Origin of the sequence: Halomonas sp. 111 (assembly GCF_052379685.1) — a bacterium.
GTDB classification, from domain to species: domain Bacteria; phylum Pseudomonadota; class Gammaproteobacteria; order Pseudomonadales; family Halomonadaceae; genus Vreelandella; species Vreelandella citrativorans.
In genome coordinates, this window is sequence record NZ_JBQSYV010000032.1 from 1 (window position 1) to 23,547 (window position 23,547).

General features: G+C 54.2%; 17 protein-coding genes and 1 pseudogene. 12 read left to right on the forward strand and 6 right to left on the reverse strand.

The window, feature by feature from the left end; translation table 11 throughout:
- Window positions 1-743: 743 nt before the first annotated feature.
- From ACT3T7_RS17580 to ACT3T7_RS17590, 3 genes are all read left to right on the forward strand, one after another.
- Complete coding sequence (locus tag ACT3T7_RS17580) at window positions 744-1,766, forward strand: AI-2E family transporter (RefSeq protein ID WP_444631803.1); 1,023 nt, start codon at window positions 744-746, stop codon at window positions 1,764-1,766.
- A 139-nt stretch (window positions 1,767-1,905) separates the two neighbouring features.
- A complete protein-coding gene (locus tag ACT3T7_RS17585) occupies window positions 1,906-3,117 on the forward strand; it encodes a YeeE/YedE family protein (RefSeq protein WP_087107300.1) in 1,212 nt (403 codons plus the stop codon).
- Window positions 3,118-3,285: 168 nt separating this feature from the next.
- Entirely contained in the window at window positions 3,286-4,962 is a 1,677-nt protein-coding gene (locus tag ACT3T7_RS17590) for an NAD-dependent malic enzyme (RefSeq protein WP_444631804.1), read from the forward strand.
- A gap of 60 nt (window positions 4,963-5,022) precedes the next feature.
- Here ACT3T7_RS17590 and acnA read toward each other — a convergent pair whose 3' ends face one another.
- Window positions 5,023-7,770: an aconitate hydratase AcnA gene (acnA, locus tag ACT3T7_RS17595; RefSeq protein WP_444631805.1), complete on the reverse strand. Its 2,748-nt coding sequence runs from the start codon at window positions 7,768-7,770 to the stop codon at window positions 5,023-5,025.
- 225 nt (window positions 7,771-7,995) lie between these two features.
- Between acnA and trxB the strand changes: the two genes are divergently transcribed.
- Window positions 7,996-8,946: a thioredoxin-disulfide reductase gene (gene trxB, locus ACT3T7_RS17600; protein WP_087107294.1), complete on the forward strand. Its 951-nt coding sequence runs from the start codon at window positions 7,996-7,998 to the stop codon at window positions 8,944-8,946.
- A gap of 33 nt (window positions 8,947-8,979) precedes the next feature.
- Here the strand turns inward: trxB and ACT3T7_RS17605 are convergent, their stop codons facing one another.
- A complete protein-coding gene (locus ACT3T7_RS17605; RefSeq protein WP_444631806.1) occupies window positions 8,980-9,510 on the reverse strand; it encodes a GspH/FimT family pseudopilin in 531 nt (176 codons plus the stop codon).
- A gap of 101 nt (window positions 9,511-9,611) precedes the next feature.
- Here ACT3T7_RS17605 and thiO point away from each other — a divergent pair, with 101 nt between their 5' ends.
- A complete protein-coding gene (gene thiO / locus ACT3T7_RS17610) occupies window positions 9,612-10,712 on the forward strand; it encodes a glycine oxidase ThiO (RefSeq protein ID WP_193054713.1) in 1,101 nt (366 codons plus the stop codon).
- Here the strand turns inward: thiO and ACT3T7_RS17615 are convergent.
- Window positions 10,709-10,981 (reverse strand): PP0621 family protein, encoded by a 273-nt coding sequence (locus ACT3T7_RS17615; RefSeq protein WP_444631807.1) that lies wholly within the window; start codon window positions 10,979-10,981, stop codon window positions 10,709-10,711. The genes thiO and ACT3T7_RS17615 overlap by 4 nt on opposite strands.
- Window positions 10,982-11,114: 133 nt before the next feature.
- On the opposite strand from ACT3T7_RS17615, the gene ACT3T7_RS17620 reads away from it, so the two are divergent.
- On the forward strand, window positions 11,115-12,749 hold the full coding sequence (locus ACT3T7_RS17620; protein WP_193054711.1) for an NAD+ synthase: 1,635 nt from the start codon (window positions 11,115-11,117) through the stop codon (window positions 12,747-12,749).
- 92 nt (window positions 12,750-12,841) lie between these two features.
- Here the strand turns inward: ACT3T7_RS17620 and ACT3T7_RS17625 are convergent, their stop codons facing one another.
- Entirely contained in the window at window positions 12,842-13,642 is an 801-nt protein-coding gene (locus ACT3T7_RS17625) for an outer membrane protein assembly factor BamD (protein ID WP_193054710.1), read from the reverse strand.
- A gap of 158 nt (window positions 13,643-13,800) precedes the next feature.
- Here ACT3T7_RS17625 and rluD point away from each other — a divergent pair, with 158 nt between their 5' ends.
- From rluD to ilvN, 5 genes are all read left to right on the forward strand, one after another.
- On the forward strand, window positions 13,801-14,760 hold the full coding sequence (gene rluD, locus ACT3T7_RS17630; RefSeq protein WP_444622204.1) for a 23S rRNA pseudouridine(1911/1915/1917) synthase RluD: 960 nt from the start codon (window positions 13,801-13,803) through the stop codon (window positions 14,758-14,760).
- Window positions 14,757-15,515, forward strand: a complete 759-nt coding sequence (gene pgeF, locus ACT3T7_RS17635) for a peptidoglycan editing factor PgeF (RefSeq protein ID WP_444631809.1) — start codon at window positions 14,757-14,759, stop codon at window positions 15,513-15,515. The genes rluD and pgeF overlap by 4 nt, the downstream gene beginning before the upstream one ends.
- A gap of 141 nt (window positions 15,516-15,656) precedes the next feature.
- Window positions 15,657-18,254: an ATP-dependent chaperone ClpB gene (gene clpB / locus ACT3T7_RS17640; RefSeq protein ID WP_444622202.1), complete on the forward strand. Its 2,598-nt coding sequence runs from the start codon at window positions 15,657-15,659 to the stop codon at window positions 18,252-18,254.
- 472 nt (window positions 18,255-18,726) lie between these two features.
- Window positions 18,727-20,451, forward strand: coding sequence for an acetolactate synthase 3 large subunit (locus ACT3T7_RS17645; protein ID WP_087107276.1), 1,725 nt, complete (start codon window positions 18,727-18,729; stop codon window positions 20,449-20,451).
- The gene (gene ilvN, locus ACT3T7_RS17650; protein ID WP_444631811.1) at window positions 20,451-20,942 is read left to right on the forward strand and encodes an acetolactate synthase small subunit; all 492 of its coding nucleotides are present in this window, start codon (window positions 20,451-20,453) and stop codon (window positions 20,940-20,942) included. Before ACT3T7_RS17645 ends, ilvN begins: the two co-directional genes overlap by 1 nt.
- Window positions 20,943-21,026: 84 nt before the next feature.
- On the opposite strand, the gene ilvY is transcribed toward ilvN, so the two are convergent.
- Window positions 21,027-21,914: an HTH-type transcriptional activator IlvY gene (ilvY, locus tag ACT3T7_RS17655; protein WP_172118950.1), complete on the reverse strand. Its 888-nt coding sequence runs from the start codon at window positions 21,912-21,914 to the stop codon at window positions 21,027-21,029.
- A gap of 507 nt (window positions 21,915-22,421) precedes the next feature.
- Here ilvY and pssA point away from each other — a divergent pair.
- A complete protein-coding gene (pssA, locus tag ACT3T7_RS17660) occupies window positions 22,422-23,279 on the forward strand; it encodes a CDP-diacylglycerol--serine O-phosphatidyltransferase (RefSeq protein WP_087107270.1) in 858 nt (285 codons plus the stop codon).
- Window positions 23,280-23,309: 30 nt separating this feature from the next.
- Here the strand turns inward: pssA and ACT3T7_RS17665 are convergent.
- Window positions 23,310-23,547: pseudogene (locus ACT3T7_RS17665) on the reverse strand (hypothetical protein); the annotation flags it as partial.

Sequence of the window (23,547 nt, forward strand, 5' to 3'; positions counted from 1 at the left end):
GTTCCCCTTACTGATTTTCAATCAATGCATCGACGCCTATCTTTTGATAATGCTGTGACGTTTTTATTTTAAGAGTTATACATAACACACATTATCTATAGAGCACTTCGTATTTCTAGTCAGTCTAATATAAAGAATATTTGGGATGTGTTTTTTGTTATTGATTGTTCTTTCATGATGGGTTGTTAATTATTTTTTGTCTTATGTTGGTAGTAATAATGCAGCTAGTTTGTGTTAGCGGGCTTTTTTGGTTAGGACTGTGCGAGGGTTAACGGTTCCGCGTTATGCTTTTCTGACTATGTGGAGAAACGTTATAGCAGTTGATAAGCATAGGTTTTTAAAAGGTATTCAGAAAGTGTCAGGGCGGTAATTGTTACTGCACAGAGGTTGTTCTTGGGGGGCTTTCTAAATTCTTCCTATGAAAATATGGCCGCGATTTCAAATTCGTTATTAGACGCTATACGGTAGCGTCTATATTGAATTACCCCGTAAGCGCGTTAACGGTTCGGTCGTTTCGCGTTAACCGCGTATTTCAGGCCTTGCTAGGTCGATAGCACTGCAGTACCAGGTATTCGTTTGTACGGCTCCGGAATGGGGCAGCGAATACTTTCGTGTGCTGTATTGAGAGGGTCTTCCCGCTTGGACGTGTATTGGATCAGTAAGGCCATCACATATCACACAAACCCACTGTTCACTTCGCTGCTAGCCTGATGTATTCAAAGCATCCGCAAAGGGAGTATTGAATGCGATCAACGTATTTACATCAGCGGTTCACGGAGTGCGTACTTATCACCTTCATGTTGGCAGCCCTCGCTCTGATACTTTGGAAGCTCGTAGGGTTGTTGATCTTGATTTTTGGTGCGGTGGTGGGCGCCTGTGTTTTGCAAAGCTGCATGGCGCCACTACTAAACCGCGGCGTGCCGCGTTGGCTATCGTTGCTTATTGTGTTGGTAGTGTTGTGCGGTGGATTGGGATTCATGAGCTGGGGGTTCGGGGCACAGATTGCAGCTGAAATGGAGTCGCTTACGACCATGCTGCCTGAGGCGTGGGAACAACTACGAGAACGTCTTGAAGATTCGCAGTTGGCGCCCTTGATCGATAATGCCGTGGAAAATGCGGGAAGCATCATGCAAGGCGGTGTGTCTCAGGTCGGCATGATCGTGGTTTCAATGGGCGGCAGTATTATCAATTTGTTCGTGTTGATTGTTGGGATGGTCTATTTTGCGGCTCAGCCGGACTTATACCGCCGTGGTCTTTTATTACTGGCACCGGTTAAAAGCCGTCCGCGCTTGGGCGAGGCGTTGGATGCGAGTGGTAAGGCATTGCGCTATTGGCTAGGCGGTCAGTTAGTCGCCATGACGGTAACGGGCGTACTGGTGGGTATCAGCATGTGGCTGCTGGGCGTGCCAGCGCCATTAGGACTGGGACTAGTTGCCGGTCTTCTGGACTTTGTACCGTTGGTCGGCCCCATTGCCGCCGCTATTCCTGCCCTGCTGTTGGCGTATACGGTCAGCCCTGAGACGGCGCTCTTCGTACTGATGGCTTACGTTATTATTCAGCAGATTGAAGGTAATATTTTGCAGCCTTTGGTGCAGCAGCGTGCCGTCAGCCTGCCACCGGCGCTATTGTTGTTTGCGCTCCTTGCAAGCAGCACGTTGTTTGGCTTACCTGGCGTTATTTTGGCCGCACCCTTGGCGGTTGTTTTGTTCGTGATGGTGAATCGTCTCTATGTGGTGCATGAAGACGACGATAAAAAAGAGCCGTAATTCTTCGTTAGCCCTGTAACGATTAGCCATAAATGATTTACCCCCTGTTGGCTGGGCGGTAAGCTTATAACGATTATCCACATCGACCAGAGCGCCTGCCTATCCACGGGCGCTTTTGGCGTTACCTATAGGTGAATTTATGTCGACGACGGCTGCCGCGACTCCGGCCAGTTATCGGGTACCACTACTGGCGACTGCGGCGATTGTATTAGGAGCGCTAATGATTGGCGTCATATTTGGCGCTAATACCGGTTTGCTAATGATTGTAGGCGGTCTGCTGGGCATGGTGTTGTATCACGCTGCCTTTGGGTTTACCTCTGCCTGGCGCGTGTTTATTACCGAGCGCCGCGGCCGCGGGCTGCGTGCGCAAATGGTGATGCTGGCCATTGCCGTGGTGCTGTTTTTCCCAGCACTGGGTGCCGGTACATTGTTTGGTACGCCGGTGAGTGGTTTTGTCTCCCCTATCGGCATTTCCGTGCTGGTGGGCGCATTTCTTTTCGGGATTGGTATGCAGTTGGGCGGCGGGTGCGCTTCAGGCACGCTGTTTACGGCGGGTGGCGGTAATGCCCGTATGTTGATTACGCTTGTCTTCTTTATCATCGGTTCGGTAATTGGCTCGGCGCATTTTGCGTGGTGGCAGCGTTTGCCAGCGTTTGAGCCGATATCGTTGATTGATATTGCAGGTACGACGGGCGGTATCGCCATCAGCCTGGTACTGTTTGTGGCGATTGCGGTGTTTACCCTCGTGATGGAAAAGCGTCGTCATGGCCAACTTGAACAGGTACCCATGGTTGAGAAACCCGCTACTCTGCGCTGGTTAAGCGGGCCTTGGCCGTTATTGGCGGGTGCCGTGGCCTTGGCGCTGCTGAATTTCGCAACGCTTGCGCTAGCTGGTCGCCCGTGGGGCATTACGTCGGCCTTCGCGCTTTGGGGGGCCAAGGTATATGAATTGTTCGGCGGTAGCGTAACGGGTTGGGGATATTGGCAGGCGCCAGGTAATGCGGCAGCGCTTGAAGCTAGCGTGTGGAGTGATATGACGACGGTCATGAACGTCGGTATTATGTTGGGTGCTTTAATGGCTGCACATTTGGCCGGTCGGTTTGCGCCTAATTTTAGAATCCCTCTGCGCTCGGTGGTGGCTGCGGTAATTGGTGGCCTAATGCTGGGTTATGGCGCGCGCCTGGCGTTTGGTTGCAACATCGGTGCTTACTTCAGTGGTATCGCGTCGGGTAGCTTGCACGGTTGGGTGTGGTTAGTGGCTGCCTTTGCGGGCAATATTGTCGGTGTGAAGCTGCGTCCGCTGTTCTTTACCGGTGAAGCAGGGCGCCAGCCAACGGCAAAAACCTGCTAATGATAACGTATTGATTTTCAGCTGCCCCGGCAAATGTCGGGGCATTTTTTTGGCTAGAGAAGTATGACTGTGCCACCTTTGTCGTAGTGACATGGTACATTATGTCGATAAACCGTAAATGCTTGAAATTGCTGCGATGCAGCGGTAATGGAAAAGAAGAGAGCCCCTATGACGACGAGTAAGCGCCCCTTATATATTCCTTACGCCGGTCCTTCCTTACTTGAAATGCCGCTATTGAACAAAGGCAGCGCGTTTACTCAAGAGGAGCGTTTGGCGTTTAACTTGATTGGTTTGCTGCCGCAAAATGTCGAAACCATTGATGATCAGCTAGAGCGCGCTTATCGGCAGTACCAGCAGTGCAATAGTGATCTTGAGCGCCATATTTATTTGCGCGCCATTCAAGACGACAACGAAACGCTCTACTTCCGCTTGGTATCTGAGCATCTTGAAGAGATGCTGCCGATCATCTATACGCCAACCGTTGGCCAGGCATGTCAGGAATTTTCCAATATTTATCGCAATCACCGGGGCTTGTTTATCGGCTACCAGGACCGCGATCATCTGGATGATATTCTGCGCAGCGCCACCAAGGATAACGTTAAAGTTATCGTAGTCACTGACGGCGAACGTATTTTAGGGCTGGGTGACCAGGGGATCGGTGGTATGGGGATTCCCATTGGTAAGTTGGCGCTTTATACCGCCTGTGGCGGTATTAGTCCGGCCCATACGCTACCCATCGTGATTGATGTGGGCACTAATAATCAGGCGCTGCTGGATGACCCCATGTACATGGGCTGGCGCCATAAACGCGTGGGCCAAGAAGAGTACAACGCCTTTATGGCAGCGTTCATCTCAGCGCTGAAGCGCCGCTGGCCGAATGTTTTGCTGCAGTTTGAAGATTTTGCCCAAGCCAACGCCGTACCGCTGCTTGAGCGCTATCGCAACGAGTTGTGCTGCTTTAACGATGATGTTCAGGGCACGGCATCCGTTGTCGTGGGAACGCTCATGGCAGCCTGTCAGGCGCGTGAAGAAAGCATTGCCCAGCAACGCGTGGTGTTTGTTGGCGGTGGTTCAGCCGGTTGTGGCATCGCCGAGCAGGTCGTGGTGGCCATGGAGGCCGAAGGTCTCTCCGAACATGAAGCGCGTGCGCGTATTTTTGTTGTCGATCGCGAAGGCTTGATGACGACGGATCAAGAGTGGCAGCGCGATTTTCAGCGTCGTTTGGCCCACGACCCTGCGCTGGTCGCGGGTTGGAATGGCCAGGGGCTGGAAGAAACCATTGCCCAGATGAAACCGACTATTCTGGTCGGTGTTTGCGGTCAGCGTGGGATATTCACCGAGCAAGTGGTTAAAACCATGCATGCAGGCTGCGAGCACCCGGTGATTATGCCGCTCTCTAATCCAACGTCTCAGGCAGAAGCTGTTCCTGACGATGTGATCCGCTGGACCGACGGCCAAGCACTGGTCGCCACCGGTAGTCCGTTTGCTCCTGTGGTATATAACGGGCGCACATACCCCATTGCCCAGTGCAACAACGCGTATATCTTCCCGGGCATCGGGTTGGGCGTCATTGCTTCGAATGCAAATCGGGTGACCGATGAGATGTTGATGAGCGCGTCTCGTGCGCTGGCGCGTGAAGCACCCATCGTTAAAGAGGGTAAAGGTGCGCTGTTACCGCCGCTTTCGCGTATTCGTGAAATCAGCCAGTCGATTGCCTTTGAAGTAGCCGCCACTGCTCAGCATAACGGCGTTGCGCTAACGACCAGTGGCACCAAACTGCGCGAAGACATCGAGAAAGCAAGCTGGTCACCTGAGTATCGTACCTATCGCCGCCGCGCCGTTTAAACGAGCGCTCATAAAAAACCCCCACCGAGGTGGGGGCATACAAGCATTGGTAGGTATTACTTATGCGGCGCCGATCATTTTGCGCAGCACGTAGTGAAGGATACCACCATGACGGTAGTAAGCCAGCTCATTGACCGTATCAATTCGACACTTGGCATCAACGGTATGCTCTTTTTCACCGGTTTTAATCACTACCTGCACCGTTTTGCCGGGGCTTAAATCACTTAGTCCCGCAATGGATATCTCTTCATCGCCGGTTAATCCCAGCGTTTCGCGGGTTTCACCTTCCGGGAACTGCAGCGGCACCACGCCCATGCCGATCAGGTTGGAGCGGTGAATACGCTCAAAGGATTCCGCGAGAACCGCGCGAACGCCTAGCAAGCGCGTACCTTTGGCTGCCCAGTCACGCGAAGAGCCGGTGCCATACTCTTTACCAGCAATAACGACCAGCGGTGTGCCAGCCTCCTGGTATTTCATGGCGGCATCGTAAATCGCCATTTGCTCGCCACTGGGAACATAGCGCGTTTCGCCGCCGACCACACCGTCCAGCATCTCGTTTTTGATACGTACGTTGGCAAACGTGCCGCGCATCATGACCTCATGATTCCCCCGGCGCGAGCCGTAGGAGTTAAAGTCGACCGGCTTAACGCCATGTTCTTGCAGGTAACGGCCTGCGGGACTATCCGGTTTGATCGCGCCTGCGGGTGAAATATGGTCAGTGGTCACCGAGTCCCCCAGCATGGCCAGAACGCGGGCATTGCTGACGTCCTCGATCGCATCCGGTTCGCGTCCCATGCCTTCAAAGAAGGGCGGGTGCTGGATGTAAGTAGATTCGGGCCATTGGTAGACCTGGCTTTCGGGAACGTCAATTGCCTGCCAGGTTTCATCGCCTTTAAATACCTCACCGTACTCTTTACGGAACATATCGGTATTTACTTTCTCGACGGCCTCGGCAATTTCGGCTTGAGAGGGCCAAATATCCTTTAGATAAACCGGGTTGCCGTCACTGTCCTGGCCGAGTGGGTCCTGGGTTAAATCACGCTGTACATTACCCGCCAGCGCATAAGCGACGACCAAGGGGGGAGACGCAAGCCAGTTGGTTTTGACCAGCGGATGAACACGGCCTTCAAAATTACGGTTGCCTGAAAGGACCGAGGCGACGGTTAAATCTCCCTGGTTCACCGCTTTCTCGATCGCTTCAGGCAGAGGGCCTGAGTTGCCAATACATGTCGTGCAGCCATAACCCACCAGGTTAAAGCCCAGCGCATTCAAATCCTCGTTCAAGTTGGCCGCGGCCAGGTAGTCGGTGACGACCTTGGAGCCAGGCGCCAGCGAGGTTTTCACCCAGGGCTTGGTGGTTAGGCCTTTTTCACGCGCTTTGCGCGCCAGCAGGCCTGCAGCCATCATCACGCTGGGGTTGGACGTATTGGTGCATGAGGTGATGGCAGCAATGACCACCGCGCCTGGGTCCAGGCTGAAATTCTGGTCGTCAATGGTGACTTTCTGGCTGGAGGCGTGCTTGAAGTCCCCCTCAAGGCTGCGCTCAATGCCTACGGCTGTCTGGCCGCCTTCTGAGTCGAACTTGCCTTTTTCCGCGTTGGGCTGTGCCTTGGCATCCTCCTGCATGACTTTATTAAAGGCGGCGGCCATGTCTTTTAAGGCAACGCGATCCTGCGGGCGTTTAGGGCCAGCGAGACTGGCTTCCACTTCGGTCATATCAAGGTGCAGGGCATCGGTGAACACTGGCTCATCGCCTGGCTCACGCCATAAGCCCTGCATTTTGCTATAGGCTTCTACTAGCGCAATCTGGTCATCTTCGCGCCCGGTTAAGCGCATATAGTTCAGTGTTTCGTCATCGACCGGGAAGAAGCCGCAGGTAGCGCCGTATTCCGGGGCCATATTGGCAATGGTGGCGCGGTCAGCAAGCGGCAGGTCTTTTAGGCCATCGCCGTAGAATTCGACAAACTTACCCACAACCCCTTTTTTGCGCAGCATCTCCGTCACGGTGAGTACCAGGTCGGTGGCGGTAATGCCTTCTCGCAGTTTGCCGGTCAGTTTGAAGCCGATAACTTCTGGAATCAGCATGGAGACGGGCTGGCCGAGCATGGCCGCTTCCGCCTCAATACCGCCCACGCCCCAGCCTAGCACGCCCAGGCCGTTGATCATGGTGGTGTGGGAGTCGGTGCCCACGAGGGTATCCGGGTAGGCAAATGTGGTGCCGTCCTCTTCCTTGGTCCACACGCTTCGGCCCAGGTACTCAAGGTTTACCTGATGGCAAATGCCGGTGCCGGGCGGCACCACGCTGAAGTTATTAAAGGCCTGTTGGCCCCAGCGCAGAAACTCATAACGCTCACGGTTGCGCTGCATTTCAATTTCGACGTTCTCTTCAAACGCTGTCGCGTTACCAAACTTGTCGACCATGACCGAGTGGTCAATCACCAGATCAACCGGAGAAAGAGGATTGATGCGGGCCGGGTCTTCACCCAGTTTTTCTACCGCTGCGCGCATGGAGGCCAAATCGACCACACCGGGTACGCCGGTGAAATCCTGCATTAATACGCGCGCCGGGCGATAGCCGATTTCACGACTGGATTTGCCCTCTTTCTGCCAATCGACAAGGGCTTGCATATCGTCTTGTTCAACGCTTTCATCGTCGGCAAAGCGCAGTTGGTTTTCGAGTAAAATTTTGAGCGATTTGGGGAGTCGGTCAATGTTGCCAAGCGCATCGGCCGCCTTGGGAAGGCTGTAGTAGCGGTACTGCTTGCTACCTACTTCCAACGTTTGAAGCGTATCGGGTGTATTGCTCATGCCTTTCTCCTCTCATTGCGTTGCACGGTATGTCACGCCGCGAAACGGTCACAGTCTTCCTTTTTAGTATGGCCTACATAGTAGTAGGAGATGGGTGTTTATAAAGGTTGATTCAAGGTGTCTTCGCCTAATAGTCAATACTTAACCTTGCAATAGCTTGTACTTGGCACCATTTCAGGCAAACTCTTTGCGACTTTATCAGCTAGACATTTACAAGGTGGTGTCATGGAAACGCGTCATGAACGTTTGATTATTCTTGGGTCCGGCCCGGCAGGTTATACAGCGGCCGTGTATGCAGCACGGGCTAACTTAAAGCCTTTGCTGATCACCGGAATGCAAGCGGGTGGCCAGTTAACCACCACGACAGACGTTGATAATTGGCCAGGCGATGCCCAAGGGGTACAAGGTCCTGAGCTGATGGAGCGGATGAAAGCGCACGCCGAGCGCTTTAATACCGAAGTGCTGTTCGACCATATCAATGAAGTCAGCCTTGATGAAAAGCCGTTCACCCTCAAGGGCGACAGCGGTATTTACACCTGTGACGCGCTGATTGTGGCCACGGGCGCCAGTGCTCGCTATATCGGGCTACCGTCTGAGCAGCAGTTTATGGGCCAAGGTGTTTCAGCATGTGCCACCTGCGACGGGTTCTTCTACCGTAACCAGGAAGTTATTGTAGTGGGTGGCGGCAATACGGCCGTGGAAGAGGCGCTGTATCTCTCTAATATTGCGTCGAAAGTTACTCTGGTACACCGCCGCGACTCCCTTCGTGCGGAAAAGATCCTGCAAGACAAACTGTTCGAAAAAGTCGAAGCAGGCACTATTGCGCTGGAGTGGTTCCAGGAAATTGATGAAGTACTGGGCGACAACACTGGCGTTACCGGCGTACGGTTGAAATCAACACGGGATGGCACGGTAAAAGAAATCCAGGCGCCAGGCCTCTTTATTGCCATCGGCCATCACCCCAACACCGGGATGTTTGAAGGCCAACTGGTTATGAACGGCGGCTATATCAAGGTGAATTCAGGGCTTGAAGGAAATGCTACCGCCACCAGCGTGCCGGGTGTGTTCGCGTGTGGCGATGTGATGGATCACATCTATCGTCAGGCCATTACTTCGGCGGGCAGTGGCTGTATGGCCGCGCTGGATGCCGAGCGTTATCTGGACGGTATCGCCTAATCAAGTTGTTCAAGAAGGGAAAGCCGCCTGCCGCTAACAGCTGGCAGGCGGCTCTGCAATACGAGCCCGGCCAAGCGTACTGAGTACCAGGCTTGCCCCCACAGTGCTGCTGTGTGTGCTGGCAGGGCAGATAGAGAACGTACTATTAAACCCCGTGGCATGTCCGAGTGGGGTGTATTTGATCCGCGCATGACCGTTCTTGCTAACGCTAACGCCGTTGGTGGATGGAAACACCCGGATTATCTCGTCTTTATGGATGCCTCGGGTCTTGTCGGCGCTAACCACCATCAGTTCATCCCCCCAATCACGCGCACAAGCGCTGCGGTCAGCCGTTGCGGGGCACAAGGTAATATCGCGGTGCTGAGTAATGGCGGTACTGCGGGCTAACGTGAGTGCGGTTTGTAATCGGTTCACTTCGCTGGTAACCGCAGTACGCTCACTCAGTGATTGAAGGCCGGGTATGCCCCAAGCCGCCAGCATGCCTGCCAGAATCAGCACAATCAGCAGCTCAATGAGCGTAAACCCTTGAAGGTAAGTTGGATGTTCGCTGTGCTTGTGCGTCATGCAGTCTTCCCTGTGACTTGACCTGCTCGGCCTCCTCGCTATGCTCACTGTCCGTATCCGGCCTGGGCCGGTCATCAAGTAAGCCAGAGTAGGCAATGCCTGTGAGCGATTTTCTAATTATCGGCGGCGGTGTGATCGGCATGCTGACCGCGTTGCAGTTAGCGGATGCCGGTCAACACGTCACTCTTGTTGAGCGCGGCATGTGTGGCAAAGAGGCCTCCTGGGCGGGTGGTGGCATTGTATCACCGCTCTATCCGTGGCGTTACGCACCGCCCATTTCGCAACTTTCTCGCTGGTCGGAAGGGGTTTACCCAACGCTTGCGCTACGTTTGCTGGAAGAAACTGGCATTGACCCTGAGTATCGTCAAAAGGGGTTGCTCTATTTAAATGTCGATGATGACGATAAAGCACTGCAGTGGGCGCGTCAGCTAGGCAAACCGCTGGTGCAGGTTAACGCTGATTTCGTGCAACAAAAAGAACCCGATGTTGCCATTGCCCATGAAAATGCCTTGTGGATGCCAACCCTTGGCAGTGTGCGAAACCCACGACTTGGCCAGGCGCTGCGCGCTAAATTACTCGCCATGCCCAATGTAACGCTACGGGAGCAGTGCGAAGTGCATGGCGTGATACGCCGTGGTGGCCAGGTGGTGGGTGTTAACACCTCGCAAGGCGTGGTGGAGGCGGGGCGGTTGGTAGTGTGCGGTGGTGCCTGGAGTGCAGGGCTTTTGGCAACGCTTGACGTGGCGTTACCCGTACGCCCAGTGAAAGGCCAGATGATCGCCTACCAGGCGCCTGCCGGGCTTGTGCAGCGGGTCGTCTTGAAAGATGGTCGCTATGTAATTCCGCGCAGCGACGGTCTGCTGCTTGTCGGCTCCACCCTGGAAGACACCGGGTTTGATAAAGCTACCGATGAGGAGGCGCTGGCCTCATTAAAGCAGAGCGCTGAGCGTATTGTTCCCGCGCTGGCGGACTGCCCGGTTGCTTATCACTGGGCAGGCCTGCGCCCCGGCTCACCCGATGGCATCCCGTTTATTGGCGCACTTCCAGAGCTGCCCAACGTCTACGTAAACGCCGGGCATTACCGCAATGGGCTCGTACTGGCGCCTGCTTCCACCCACTTGCTGGTGGACCAGCTGCTTGATCGGATGCCGTTGATTGACCCTACGCCCTACTTGCCGACGCAAGCACGTTTAAAGGGTTAAGCGCCGTCGTTTTTACCCTGTTGTTCTTGAAGATAACGGTCGCGATGGGCGCTGCAGCAGAACCACTGTTCGTGGTCGCGCAGTGCCTCGCTTTCTGGCACATGGACCTCACACCAGCGGCAGCGCACCATTTGGCCGCCTTCGTGGCGGTTCAAGGCATTGCGCTTTGCATCGCGGTCGAGTTTGTGCTGCCGATACATGCCGTAAAGCTTTAGGCCTGCGTAAAACAGCACGGCGAAAATTATCAAGCGAATAATCAAAAGGTTCATCCTTGCCAGTCCTCCTAAACGGAGCCGAAAACGATCAATGCGCATGCGGGCTTTGCCAGCAGGCAGTCCTTGCGGGACAATGCATTGACGCAGGTAATAATGTTCCAAGGATTCTCAAGAGATTTTAACGCCCATGCAAGATTTAACGCTGGTAATGGCCCAACTCGATCCGCTTGTCGGGGATATTCCCGGTAATGCGGCGCGCGCTATTGAAGCCGTGCGCGAAGCGCGCATTGAGCATGGGGCAGATATTGTTATCTTCCCTGAGCTGTTTTTGTCCGGTTACCCACCGGAAGATTTATTGCTGCGCCCCTCTATGGAAGCACGGTTGCGCGAAGCGCGGGCCAAAATGGCAGAAAAGGTCGCCCGCGATGTGCTGGTGATTATTGGTTATCCGGGGACCCGTGAAGGCAAGTGCTATAACATGGCGGGCGTGCTGTATAACGGCCAGTGGGAGGCCGAATACGCCAAGCAAGCGCTACCCAATTACCAGGTTTTCGATGAGCAGCGCTACTTTACCCCAGGCACAGAGCCGTTGGTGTATGAGCATAAGGGGGCCAAGCTCGGGCTTTTAATTTGTGAGGACCTGTGGGAAGGCGCGCCTGCACGGGCTGCCACCGCCGCCGGGGCGGAAGTGCTGATTAGCCTGAACGCCTCCCCTTATCATCAGGATAAACCAGACGAGCGGCTCCGCTTGCTGGAGCTGCGCGCGCAAGATGTAAGCCGCCCGATTGTGTATGTGAATACCATTGGTGGCCAGGATGAGCTGGTGTTCGACGGCGGTTCCAGTTGTGTGGATGCACAGGGCCAGCTAAAAGTGCTTGCTCCGTATTGGCAGGCAGGCTTAATGCCGGTGCAACTGCTGCAAACCAGCGCCTCTACCTGGGAGCCGCAGTCAGGTGAAATTGAGCCGGATGCCGAGCCAGAAGAGAGCCTGTACTGCGCGCTGGTAACGGGGCTGCGTGATTACGTCAATAAAAGTGGCTTTGAAGGCGTGGTGCTGGGTCTTTCCGGTGGAATCGACTCGGCGCTGTCCTTGGCGATTGCGGTAGACGCACTGGGCCCGCAGCGCGTTCAGGCAGTGATGATGCCGTACCACTACACTGCGGATATCTCCCGGCAGGATGCTGCCCTTCAGGCAGAAATGCTTGGCGTGCATTACGACGTTTTGCCTATCGAGTCCATGGTCGATGCCTTTATGGCGACGCTTTCGGAAAGCTTTACGGGCACTGAACGTGATACCACCGAAGAGAACCTTCAGTCGCGCTGTCGGGGCGTACTGCTGATGGCACTTTCCAATAAGAAAGGCCTGATGGTACTGACCACCGGCAACAAAAGTGAAATGGCGGTGGGCTATGCCACGCTGTATGGCGACATGGTGGGCGGCTATAACGCCATCAAGGATGTCTATAAAACCTGGGTATACCGCCTGGCCCGCTGGCGTAATACGCAGTCTCCTGCTATTCCTGAGCGCGTCATTGAGCGTCCGCCCAGCGCAGAGCTTGCGCCTGACCAGCAGGATAGCGATTCACTACCGGATTACGATGTGTTGGACGCTATCCTCATGTGCTATATCGAAGGTGACATGAGTGCTGAAGCGATCATTGCAGCGGGTTATGATCATGAAGATGTCTATCAAGTGGTCAAGCTGGTAGACCGTTGTGAGTATAAACGTCGCCAGGCCCCGGTGGGCGTGCGCGTCACATCGCGCGGCTTTGGACGTGATCGCCGTTACCCGATTGTTAACGGTTGGCAGCCGGGCGATTAACAGGTATTAGCGTAACGCCAACTAAAAAACCACGCCGAGGCGTGGTTTTTTGGGAGGGTAAACCGTACTGTCATCAGCCCATTGCGTTCATTTTAGTGCTTGGGTACAAAGCGGTCGCCTTGAAGTTGCTCGTGGTCGGGAGCATTTTCACGCAGTACGATGATGACTTCTTGAGCGCGATCGTTCATGCCCAAACCCTGATAACCCTCGATCATAACGGCCAGTGCGTCGCGGGTGGCACTGGATTCGGGGTAGTTTTCGATCACCCAACGCCCACGCTCGACAGCGGCCAGGTAAGCCCCACGGCGCAGGTAATAGTCGGCAACATGCAGTTCATGCTGGGCCAGCAAATCGCGCAAATAAATAATGCGCTGCTGCGCATCCGGGGCGTATTCACTTTGCGGGTAGCGCTGGATCAGTTCACGGAAGTCGTTGTACGCATCACGCGAGGCGCCTATGTCGCGCTTGGAAATATCAATTAAGCGAAGGCGCTCAAGGCTGAAACGACCCGCCTGCCAAGCAGAAAGTCCGCGCAGGTAGTAGGCATAATCAACCTGCGGGTGGTCGGGGTGCAGGCGAATAAACCGACTGGCGGCGGCGCGTGCTTCTTCCCAGTCACCGTTTTCATAGTAGGCGTACACCAGCTCTAATTGCGCCTGTTCAGCATGGGGGCCGAAAGGATAGCGTGTATCCAACGCTTCCAGCCGCTCAATCGCAATGGGGTAGCGGTTGCTATCCAGCGCGGTGCGAGCAAGCTCGTAGAGCTCACGCTCTTGCACTCCGGAAAACTCATCTTCTTCTTCCGGGGTCGTGTCATTACTGGCGCAGCCTGCCAATAAGGCAAGACTTAAAGCAAGGGCACCAAAGCGGTTGGCAGCAGAAAAAACGCGCATCATCATCCTCGTTGCAAACAAGCCTCAATCACCGAAAAGCGACGATGGCCATAAGTAGAAATGGTAGAATAGGTCGCAGTAAGCCCACTATAAATCACCTCGACGCAAAACGCAGGCTTAGTGGCGTTTTGTCGAGTGTTGTCAAAGGAAATAACGTCATGCCCCGGATAGTTGAAGCCATGCAGCGCGTGCCCGCAACACTTGCAGGTGCACGGTTGGATCAAGCAGCGGCGGAGTTATTCAGCGATTACTCACGCGAGCGCCTGAAAGCATGGATCAACGCGGGTGAGCTAACCATCGATGGCGCCCAGGCCAAGCCGAAAGCGAAGCTGCACGGTGATGAAATGCTAGTGTTAAAGGCCACCATTGAAGAAGATCTACGTTTTGAAGCGCAGGACATACCGCTGAGCATTGTCTATGAAGATGATGCCGTGATGGTGATCAACAAACCCACCAATATGGTGGTGCATCCTGCGGCGGGCAATCGTGATGGCACTTTGCTCAACGCGCTGCTTTATCATCACCCGGCACTTGCTGAAGTGCCTCGCGCGGGGATTGTTCACCGCTTGGATAAAGATACCACTGGCTTGATGATGGTGGCTAAAACCATTCAAGCGCAAACGGCCCTGGTTGAGCAACTGCAGGCACGCAGCGTATCACGCCAGTATGACGCGGTGGTGATCGGTAAGCCCGTGGCAGGCAGCACCATTGATGCGCCTATTGGCCGCCATCCTAAAGACCGTAAACGCCAGGCTGTCACCACCGCTGGTAAACCTGCCGTGACCCACTTTCGCGTTGTGGAGCGTTTTCGTGCGCATACGCACGTTCGCTGTAAGCTGGAAACCGGGCGCACGCATCAGATACGCGTGCATATGTCCCATGCCCGTTACCCATTGATTGGCGACCCGCTCTATAGCGGACGTGCCAAGCTGCCACCTGGTGCTGCCGGACCGCTTAAGGAGATCCTGCGTGAGTTCCCGCGCCAGGCGCTGCATGCCCGCGAGCTAAGCTTTGTGCACCCGGTGAGTGGTGAAACACTGACTTTTTACGCCGATTTGCCCGATGATCTACTAATGTTGTTGGACTACCTGCGCGAAGACAGTGAGACCATGCAATGAGTGATGCCATCGATTTACGGCCAACGCTACTAATACCGGATTGGCCTGCGCCTGATAATGTGCAGGCCTTTGTGAGCACCCGGGAAACGGGCCCTAGCCAGGAAGCGTTTGCCGCGTTCAACCCCGCCTCTCACGTCGGTGATAACCCTGAGCATGTGGCGCTTTGCCGCCGCTTGATGCAAAAAGAGATTGGCGATGAGCGCCCGCTGCTATGGCTAAATCAAACGCATGGCGCGCGCGTTCAGCAGGGCTACCAGGCCGACGTGCCAGAGGCCGATGCTGCCGTCGCCACCTCCAATGAATACGCCTGTGTCGTGCTGACCGCAGACTGCCTGCCGGTGATGTTTTGTAATCAAGCCGGGACGCAGGTGGCCGTTGCGCACGCCGGTTGGCGGGGGCTGGCTGGCGGCGTTTTAGAGGCGACGGTGGCCGCCATGAATAGCGAGCCCGAGGATATTCTCGTATGGCTAGGCCCGGCTATTTCCAATGCTCAGTTTGAAGTTGGGCCGGAAGTGTATGGCGCCTTTGTTGCCGTACACCCAGAAACGGCGGAAGCGTTTGACCATAGTCCCTATCGAATGGGGCACTACATGGCCGATTTGTACCGGCTGGCGCGGTTTCGCTTGGAAGCGCTCGGTGTTGAACATATTAGCGGTGGGCACTTCTGTACGGCCTGCGAATCACGTTTTTACTCTTATCGGCGTGATGGCGGTACGACGGGGCGCATGGCCAGTGTGATCTGGATCAAAAAATAACCAGGTTGGCATTATCTCCTCTTGAAAACGGCGGAACTAGCACCATTTAACTTACAAAGCTAATATTTATTAGGAAAGTGGACAGCAGTTTTTTCCGAAACGCCGTGCGTTCGGGCGCAGGGCTAATCCAAGAGGCTCACTATGCGTTTTGATAAGTTTACTGCCAAGCTTCAGGCCGCTATTGCTGAAGCGCAATCCTTGGCCGTTGGCCGCGGTCATAACCAGTTAGACCCTTCTCATCTTCTTCTTGCGCTACTGGATACCAAGGATACGGGTATTAAAGCCCTGATCGAAAAATCCGGAGGCTCAAGCTCGCGTCTGCGTGATGGGTTAGTGCAGCAGCTTGATAACTTACCTAAAGTAAGCCAGTTCGATGGCGAAGTGCAGCCATCACGGGATTTCATTAAATTATTCAACCTGACCGACCGTGAAGCACAAGCGCGTGGCGACCAATTCATTGCCAGCGAACTCGTGCTGCTGGCGGCGCTGGAAATGAATGGCCCGCTTGCCAAGTTAATGAAAGAGGCGGGCGTTAACCGGAAGTCCCTTGAGGCGGCGATTAATAGCCTGCGCGGTGGGGCAAGTGTTGATGATCCTAACGCTGAAGATCAGCGGGAATCGCTCAACAAGTACACCCTTGACCTTACTCAGCGCGCGCTGGATGGCAAGCTTGACCCGGTAATTGGCCGTGATGATGAAATCCGCCGCACCATTCAGGTATTGCAGCGCCGTACCAAAAATAACCCGGTTTTGATTGGCGAGCCTGGCGTCGGTAAAACGGCGATTGTTGAAGGGTTGGCGCAGCGTATCGTTAATGGTGAAGTGCCGGAAGGCTTAAAAGATAAACGCGTGCTGTCGCTGGATATGGGCTCGCTGTTAGCAGGTGCCAAATTCCGTGGTGAGTTTGAAGAGCGCTTAAAGTCGGTGCTCAAAGAGCTTGCCCAGGAAGAGGGGCGGGTCATTCTGTTTATCGATGAGCTGCACACCATGGTCGGCGCCGGTAAGGCGGAAGGCGCGATGGACGCGGGCAATATGCTCAAACCTGCGCTTGCACGGGGTGAGCTGCACTGCGTGGGCGCGACCACGCTGGATGAGTATCGTAAATATATTGAAAAGGACGCGGCACTTGAGCGTCGGTTCCAGAAAGTGTTGGTCGATGAGCCGACGGAAGAAGATACCGTGGCCATTCTGCGCGGCTTGAAAGAGCGTTATGAAGTGCACCACGGCGTGGATATTACCGACTCGGCAATTATTGCCGCGGCGAAGCTGTCCACTCGCTATATCACTGATCGGCAGTTGCCCGATAAAGCGATAGATCTGATTGATGAAGCGGCTTCGCGGATTCGTATGGAGCTTGATTCCAAGCCCGAAGCAATGGACCGCCTGGACCGGCGTTTAATCCAGCTCAAGATGGAGCGGGAAGCGCTTAAAAAAGAGACCGACGAGGCGACTAAAAAACGCCTTGAAGCGCTTAACAACCAGATTCATGAGTTTGAGCGCGAGTATGCCGACCTGGATGAAGTCTGGAAGGCAGAAAAAGCCAGTATCCAAGGCTCGGCTCAGTTCAAGGCAGAGCTGGAGCAGGCACGCCTTGACCTGGAACAGGCACGACGGCAGGGCGATTTAGGGCGCATGTCGGAAATTCAGTACGGGCAAATCCCTGAGCTGGAAAAGAAAATTGCCGAAAGCGGTGAAAGTGAAGCCGATATTACCAAGCACCAACTGCTGCGCTCCAACGTGACGGAAGAGGAAATAGCAGAGGTGGTATCGCGCTGGACCGGCATTCCAGTGTCCAAAATGCTGGAAGGCGAGCGCGATAAATTGCTGCGGATGGAAGATGCTCTGCATGAGCGTGTCATAGGCCAGGATGAAGCAGTTGAAGCTGTTGCCAACGCCGTGCGGCGCTCACGTGCGGGGTTGTCCGACCCTAACCGGCCGAACGGTTCGTTCCTGTTCCTTGGGCCTACCGGGGTGGGTAAAACCGAGCTTTGCAAGTCATTGGCCAACTTCCTGTTCGACACCGAAGAGGCCATGGTGCGTATCGATATGTCGGAATTCATGGAGAAGCACTCTGTGGCGCGGTTGATTGGTGCGCCTCCCGGCTATGTAGGTTACGAAGAGGGCGGCTATTTAACCGAGGCGGTGCGCCGTAAACCTTACTCCGTGCTGTTGCTGGATGAGGTGGAAAAGGCCCACCCGGATGTTTTCAATATTCTGCTGCAGGTATTGGAAGATGGCCGGTTAACGGATGGCCAGGGCCGCACGGTGGACTTTCGCAATACCGTGATCGTGATGACCTCCAACATGGGCTCAGACATTATTCAGCGCATGGGCGGTGACGTCAGCGCTGATAAAGAAAGCGCCTATGAGGACATGAAAAACAAGGTCATGGAGGTGGTGGGTAATCACTTCCGCCCTGAGTTGATCAACCGGATTGATGAAGTGGTCGTCTTCCACGCCTTGGGTCAGGAGCAAATTCAGGCAATTGCAGGCATTCAACTGGAGCGCTTGAGAGCCCGCTTGGCTGAGCACGATTTAGGCCTTGAGGTGAGCGATGACGCCATGGCGCAACTAGCGGTTGTTGGGTTTGACCCTGTCTATGGCGCGCGGCCACTCAAGCGTGCTATTCAGAGCCGGATCGAGAATCCGCTGGCGCAAGACTTGCTGGCAGGCAAGTTTTCACCCGGCGATGTCATTCGGGTGAGTGCCTCGGACGGTAAGCTTGCGTTTAATAGCTAACCGCTCACTGATAATCAGACGTTACTGGTTATAACCATATGCCCCGCTCGGCCTTGCCGGCGGGGCTTTTTTTGTCTCAAATCGCTCCTTTGCACATTCATCGGGCATTGATGGTTGACATGCCAAGAGCCTAATGGAATCTTATCTGTTCCTGATTTGCGGGCGCGGACCTACGGGTAACCCCTTTTCACCGCGCGAAGGGTAGGCGTAAGCCTTTACCCGCCGAAGGACTTCCGGGTTTGAGCTAACCGCTCAGCCTGGCCAACGCCCCGACACGGCAATCAGCCGTGAAAGAGAGCCACTGATATATGTCGTCATGGATCAGTGCCTCTCAGAGAGTGCAGGCCCTAACCGGGCCGTATGCCAGGGTTTGGCATCAGGTGCCGGCATGGGCCGGCAGCGGCATACCGCCGCACTCGACACCGCAGGATGTCCTGCGGATCGCACTCGAGACCTCCAGGGGAGAAATACAGTGGAACTGCTTTCCGGCGCAGATATGATCGCCCGCTTCTTGAAAGATGAGGGCGTTGAGTACATTTATGGTTATCCCGGCGGCGCGGCGCTGCATATTTATGATGCGCTGTTCCGCCAGGACGATGTGAAGCACATTCTTGTGCGTCACGAACAAGCGGCCACGCATGCCGCCGACGGTTACGCCCGCGCCTCGGGTAAGCCAGGTGTGGTGCTGGTCACATCAGGGCCTGGTGCAACCAATGCCGTCACCGGTATTGCGACTGCCTATATGGATTCCATTCCGATGGTGGTGCTGTGCGGCCAAGTGGCTAGCCATCTGATTGGTGAAGACGCCTTCCAGGAAACCGATATCGTGGGTGTCACCCGGCCTATCGTGAAGCACAGCTTTTCGATTCGTCATCCGTCTGAAATTCCGGAAGTGCTTAAAAAAGCCTTTTATCTGGCTTCTACCGGGCGCCCCGGTCCTGTGGTGGTCGATATTCCCAAGGATATGACCGCGCCGACCGAGCGCTATGAGTACATCTACCCGAAAAAGGTCAAGCTGCGCTCGTATAACCCGGTGACACGTGGCCATACAGGGCAGATTAAAAAAGCCATCGAGCTAATGCTCAAAGCCAAGCGCCCGGTGTTTTATACCGGTGGTGGTGTGGTGACCGGTAAGGCCAGTGAAGGCTTAACCGATCTGGTCAAAAAGCTGGGTTTCCCGATTACCACCACGCTGATGGGCATTGGTGCATATCCGCAAAGCGATCGTCAAAGCCTTGGCTGGCTGGGCATGCACGGCTCGTATGAGTCCAACATGGCCATGCACCACGCTGATTTGATTATCGCTATTGGCGCACGCTTTGATGACCGGGTTACCAACAACACGTCGAAGTTCTGCCCCACGGCGAAAATTATTCACGTCGATGTTGATCCCAGCTCTATCTCTAAAACCGTGCGTGCTGATGTGCCTATCGTAGGGCCTGCCGCTAGCGTTATTAATGAGATGATTAGCCTGGTTCAGGGCCATCCCATTGCGCATCCTGAAGCACTTGCTGAATGGTGGGAAAAGATCGACGGCTGGCGTGCCGAGCGTAAAGGCAAGCTTTACGAACCGTCCAAGTCAGGTGAAGCGTTAAAGTCGCAGGAAGTTGTTGAAGCGCTGTGCCGGATAACGCGCGGTGAAGCATTTGTCACGACCGACGTAGGTCAGCACCAGATGTTTGCGGCTCAGTACTACAAGTTTGATAAGCCCAACCGGCTGATTACCTCAGGCGGTCTTGGCACCATGGGCTTTGGCTTTCCGGCCGCCATGGGGATCAAGCAGAACTACCCGGACGACGACGTCGTGTGTGTCACCGGGGAAGGCAGCTTCCAGATGATGATGCAGGAACTCTCCACCTGTAAGCAGTACGGCGTAGGGGTCAAAATTCTCAATCTGAACAATGCCTCGCTAGGCATGGTGCGTCAGTGGCAGGACCTGAACTACAAGTCACGTCATGCGCACTCTTATATGGAATCACTGCCTGATTTCCATCTGTTGATTGAGGCTTATGGATTTACCGCGATTACCGTCACTACTCAGGATGAGCTTGAACCGGCGCTTGAGCGTGCGTTTGCCGACAAGCACGAACTGGTGTTCCTTGACGTGAAGGTGGATCCTTTCGAGCACGTCTACCCGATGCAGGTGCCGTTAGGCTCCATGCGCGACATGCTGCTGTCTAAAACGGAGCGTACCTGATGCGACATATCATCTCGATTCTGTTGGAAAACGAACCGGGTGCGCTGTCACGTGTGGTCGGCCTGTTTTCCCAGCGTAACTTCAACATTGAAACGCTTAACGTAGCGCCTACGGAAGATGCGTCGCTTTCGCGGTTGACGGTGACCACGGTTGGCGATGATCGTGTTATTGAGCAGATCACCAAGCACCTCAACAAGCTGATTGATGTGGTGAAGCTGGTTGACTTGACCGAAGGCAACCACATCGAGCGTGAGCTGATGATGGTGAAGGTAAAGGCATTGGGGGCTGCCCGCGATGAAGTGAAGCGTACCGTGGATATTTTTCGGGCGCAGATCGTCGATGTCACACCTAATCTGTATACCGTGCAGATTACCGGTGATGCCGCCAAGTTGGATGCTTTTCTGCAGGCCATGGCGCCAGTAGGGATTCTTGAAGCAGCACGTACCGGCGTTTCTGGTATTGCGCGTGGTGACAAGGTGCTATCGATTTAAGTACCTGATCACTGCACGTTTAGCCAAGCCGTATTGCTCGACTCAAAAGCACCGTCTCGCCGAGGCGGTGCTTTTTATAATCGATTAGCGTTCGCTAATCGCAGACCAAAGCGCCTCAATAAGCGGATTTTTTAAACGCCGATTTAGAACGCAAAGGCCCACGTCATAGTGGGGCAGCTCAGGTTTTACGTTTAACATGCGAACGCGGTTGGCAAGCGGGCTGTTATCCAACACGATTTTGGGAACTACGCCTACGCCAAAGCCCAGCCCCACCATACTAACAATCGCTTCGTGCCCGGCCACCTGAGCGTAAATTCGTGGCGTGATACCCATCGCTTTAAACCAGGTGTTGGCGTACTCCCGCGATAAGCCTGCTTCAGAAAGAATCATGGGCACTTGCTGCCACTGCGCTGCCGTGGAGCTTTCAGGGAAGCTGGGTAGCCAATCGCACGGTTCGTTAGGCGCAATAAACACCAGCGGTGAACGTGTTAATGACTTAAACGCCAGCGCATTAGGGGGAATGCGGGGGCGCGGCGTAATCGCCATATCATCGTCACCCTCCATTACTCTTTTCATGGCATTCGCCGGATCACCGGTATGCAGCTTTAACTCAATACCGGGATGACGTGTTCGTACATCGCTTAATAGCTCATACAGAAAGCTGTAACTGGCAGTTACTGAGCAGTAGATGCTGATCTCACCGCTCAGCATGGTCGCTTCATTGGCCAGGCGACGCTTGGTCATTTCCCACTGTTCTAACGTTTCGCGTGCGTAGTGCTGAAAACTGAGCCCTTGGGGAGTCAGTGCGACATGGCGGTTGTCACGCTCGAACAGCCGAGTGGCCAACTCTTCCTCCAACTGCTGAATAGAGCGGCTAAGCGTCGAGGGGCTAATGTGGCTCAACTCGCTGGCGCGGCCAAAATGGAGCGTGTCAGAAAGCGTGACAAAGTGCTTCAGTAAGCGAAAATCCATGCCAGTACCGTAATTTCAATATGTGAAATAGTTTGTTGCAAATACAGCGTTTTACGCAAAGATACGTGTGTCGTAAAGTTGCTTGACGCTTTACCAGCGCTGCACTAGACGGCGCGGTGGCCATCAGCGCTGACACGCTACTATAACAACGTAATGACTTAATAATGGTTTTCTGAAACCTCGCTTACGTGGTTGTCACGATATAAATGGTGACCTTTTCTTGGTTTAAGACCAAAAGTCACTGCAGATGAAATTGCCAGATAAGCCCTAAACTGCATGATGCTCTGGATCACGGTCAGTTGGTTGGCAAATCCAGGGTTAGTGTTTTCAAGCAGTAGGTGCTTACTAACTTGGTGACGGGGTGCGCTTTGGCGCACCCCGTTTGTTTTATAGGGCTAGCCGTCATGCATTTTTGTCTACGTGCGGTAATTGACTGGCTGACTAAAGCTCACCGTGTAGAATGAAAGTGTTCACTATTTGTGGCTTTTTATTAAACGGATGACACCTATGATTCAGGACGCTCGCGATCAAGAGCAGGCCAGTACACCCCAGCCCGAAAACCACGACCAGACTCAAAAGGTCGACAATGAGGATTTAGCTGCCGCCTTTCTACGCGACACAGAGATCGTCGAAGATGCGGTAGAGGATGGCAAGAAAGTTCGCCGCAAGGGAATCTACTTACTGCCCAACCTGTTTACTACGTCCGCTCTGTTTTCAGGCTTCTTTGCCGTTGTCGCCGGTATTAACGGTGATTTTACGTCGGCTGCAGTCGCTATTTTCATTGCTATGGTGCTGGATGGACTGGATGGCCGCGTTGCGCGTATGACCAATACGCAAAGCGAATTTGGGGCTGAGTACGATAGCCTGGCCGATATGATTTCCTTTGGTATGGCGCCTGCGCTTGTCGCGTTCACCTGGATTTTGCAGGATATCGGGAAGACCGGCTGGGTGGTCGCGTTTCTCTATGTCGCCTGCGCGGCACTTCGCTTGGCACGCTTTAATGTACAAAACGGAAGTGTTGATAAGAAGTGGTTTATCGGCCTTCCTAGTCCATCAGCGGCAGCACTAGTGGCTGCGTGTGTTTGGACCTTCCACAGCTTTGATGCGGATGCGTTTGGCTTCAAGCTGTTGATGTTGGTCGTTGTGGCGGCCGCCGGCATTCTGATGGTCAGCAACATCCGCTATTACAGCTTTAAAGATCTCGACTTTAGAAAGCCCGTACCCTTTGTAGTGTTGCTGGCCGTTGTATTGGGGTTTGTCATGATTTCGGTCGAACCGTCTGTAATGCTGCTCTTGCTGTTTGGTGCCTATGTGCTCTCAGGCCCGGCGTATGCGCTTATGCGCAAGGCAAAACCTAAAAGCTGAGTTTTTTAACTGAGCTTTTTGATACTATCTTCAAAAAGGCCTTGCCAAACCGGCAGCGAATCCGTAAAGTACGCATCCGCTGCCGGGGACGCCCAGCGTTACCAGCGGTGAAGAAGGTGAAAACCTTCGGTTTGTCAGGAAGTTAGCGAGGTTTAAGTCGCTTGCTTCATCCGCTGAAAACAGCGGTTGACAAGCATCAGGAAATGCGTAGAATACGCCTTCCTCGCTGAGGCAAGCGGCTCCGGTCATCGAGTCGAGTGTTGGTAGC

Bases quoted from the DNA above. Each gene is read 5' to 3' on its own strand.
- ACT3T7_RS17580 (WP_444631803.1), top strand. From the start codon at position 744: ATGCGATCAACGTATTTACATCAGCGGTTCACGGAGTGCGTACTTATC.
- ACT3T7_RS17585 (WP_087107300.1), top strand. From the start codon at position 1,906: ATGTCGACGACGGCTGCCGCGACTCCGGCCAGTTATCGGGTACCACTA.
- ACT3T7_RS17590 (WP_444631804.1), top strand. From the start codon at position 3,286: ATGACGACGAGTAAGCGCCCCTTATATATTCCTTACGCCGGTCCTTCC.
- acnA (WP_444631805.1), bottom strand. From the start codon at position 7,770: ATGAGCAATACACCCGATACGCTTCAAACGTTGGAAGTAGGTAGCAAG.
- trxB (WP_087107294.1), top strand. From the start codon at position 7,996: ATGGAAACGCGTCATGAACGTTTGATTATTCTTGGGTCCGGCCCGGCA.
- ACT3T7_RS17605 (WP_444631806.1), bottom strand. From the start codon at position 9,510: ATGACGCACAAGCACAGCGAACATCCAACTTACCTTCAAGGGTTTACG.
- ACT3T7_RS17615 (WP_444631807.1), bottom strand. From the start codon at position 10,981: ATGAACCTTTTGATTATTCGCTTGATAATTTTCGCCGTGCTGTTTTAC.
- ACT3T7_RS17620 (WP_193054711.1), top strand. From the start codon at position 11,115: ATGCAAGATTTAACGCTGGTAATGGCCCAACTCGATCCGCTTGTCGGG.
- ACT3T7_RS17625 (WP_193054710.1), bottom strand. From the start codon at position 13,642: ATGCGCGTTTTTTCTGCTGCCAACCGCTTTGGTGCCCTTGCTTTAAGT.
- rluD (WP_444622204.1), top strand. From the start codon at position 13,801: ATGCCCCGGATAGTTGAAGCCATGCAGCGCGTGCCCGCAACACTTGCA.
- pgeF (WP_444631809.1), top strand. From the start codon at position 14,757: ATGAGTGATGCCATCGATTTACGGCCAACGCTACTAATACCGGATTGG.
- clpB (WP_444622202.1), top strand. From the start codon at position 15,657: ATGCGTTTTGATAAGTTTACTGCCAAGCTTCAGGCCGCTATTGCTGAA.
- ilvN (WP_444631811.1), top strand. From the start codon at position 20,451: ATGCGACATATCATCTCGATTCTGTTGGAAAACGAACCGGGTGCGCTG.
- ilvY (WP_172118950.1), bottom strand. From the start codon at position 21,914: ATGGATTTTCGCTTACTGAAGCACTTTGTCACGCTTTCTGACACGCTC.
- pssA (WP_087107270.1), top strand. From the start codon at position 22,422: ATGATTCAGGACGCTCGCGATCAAGAGCAGGCCAGTACACCCCAGCCC.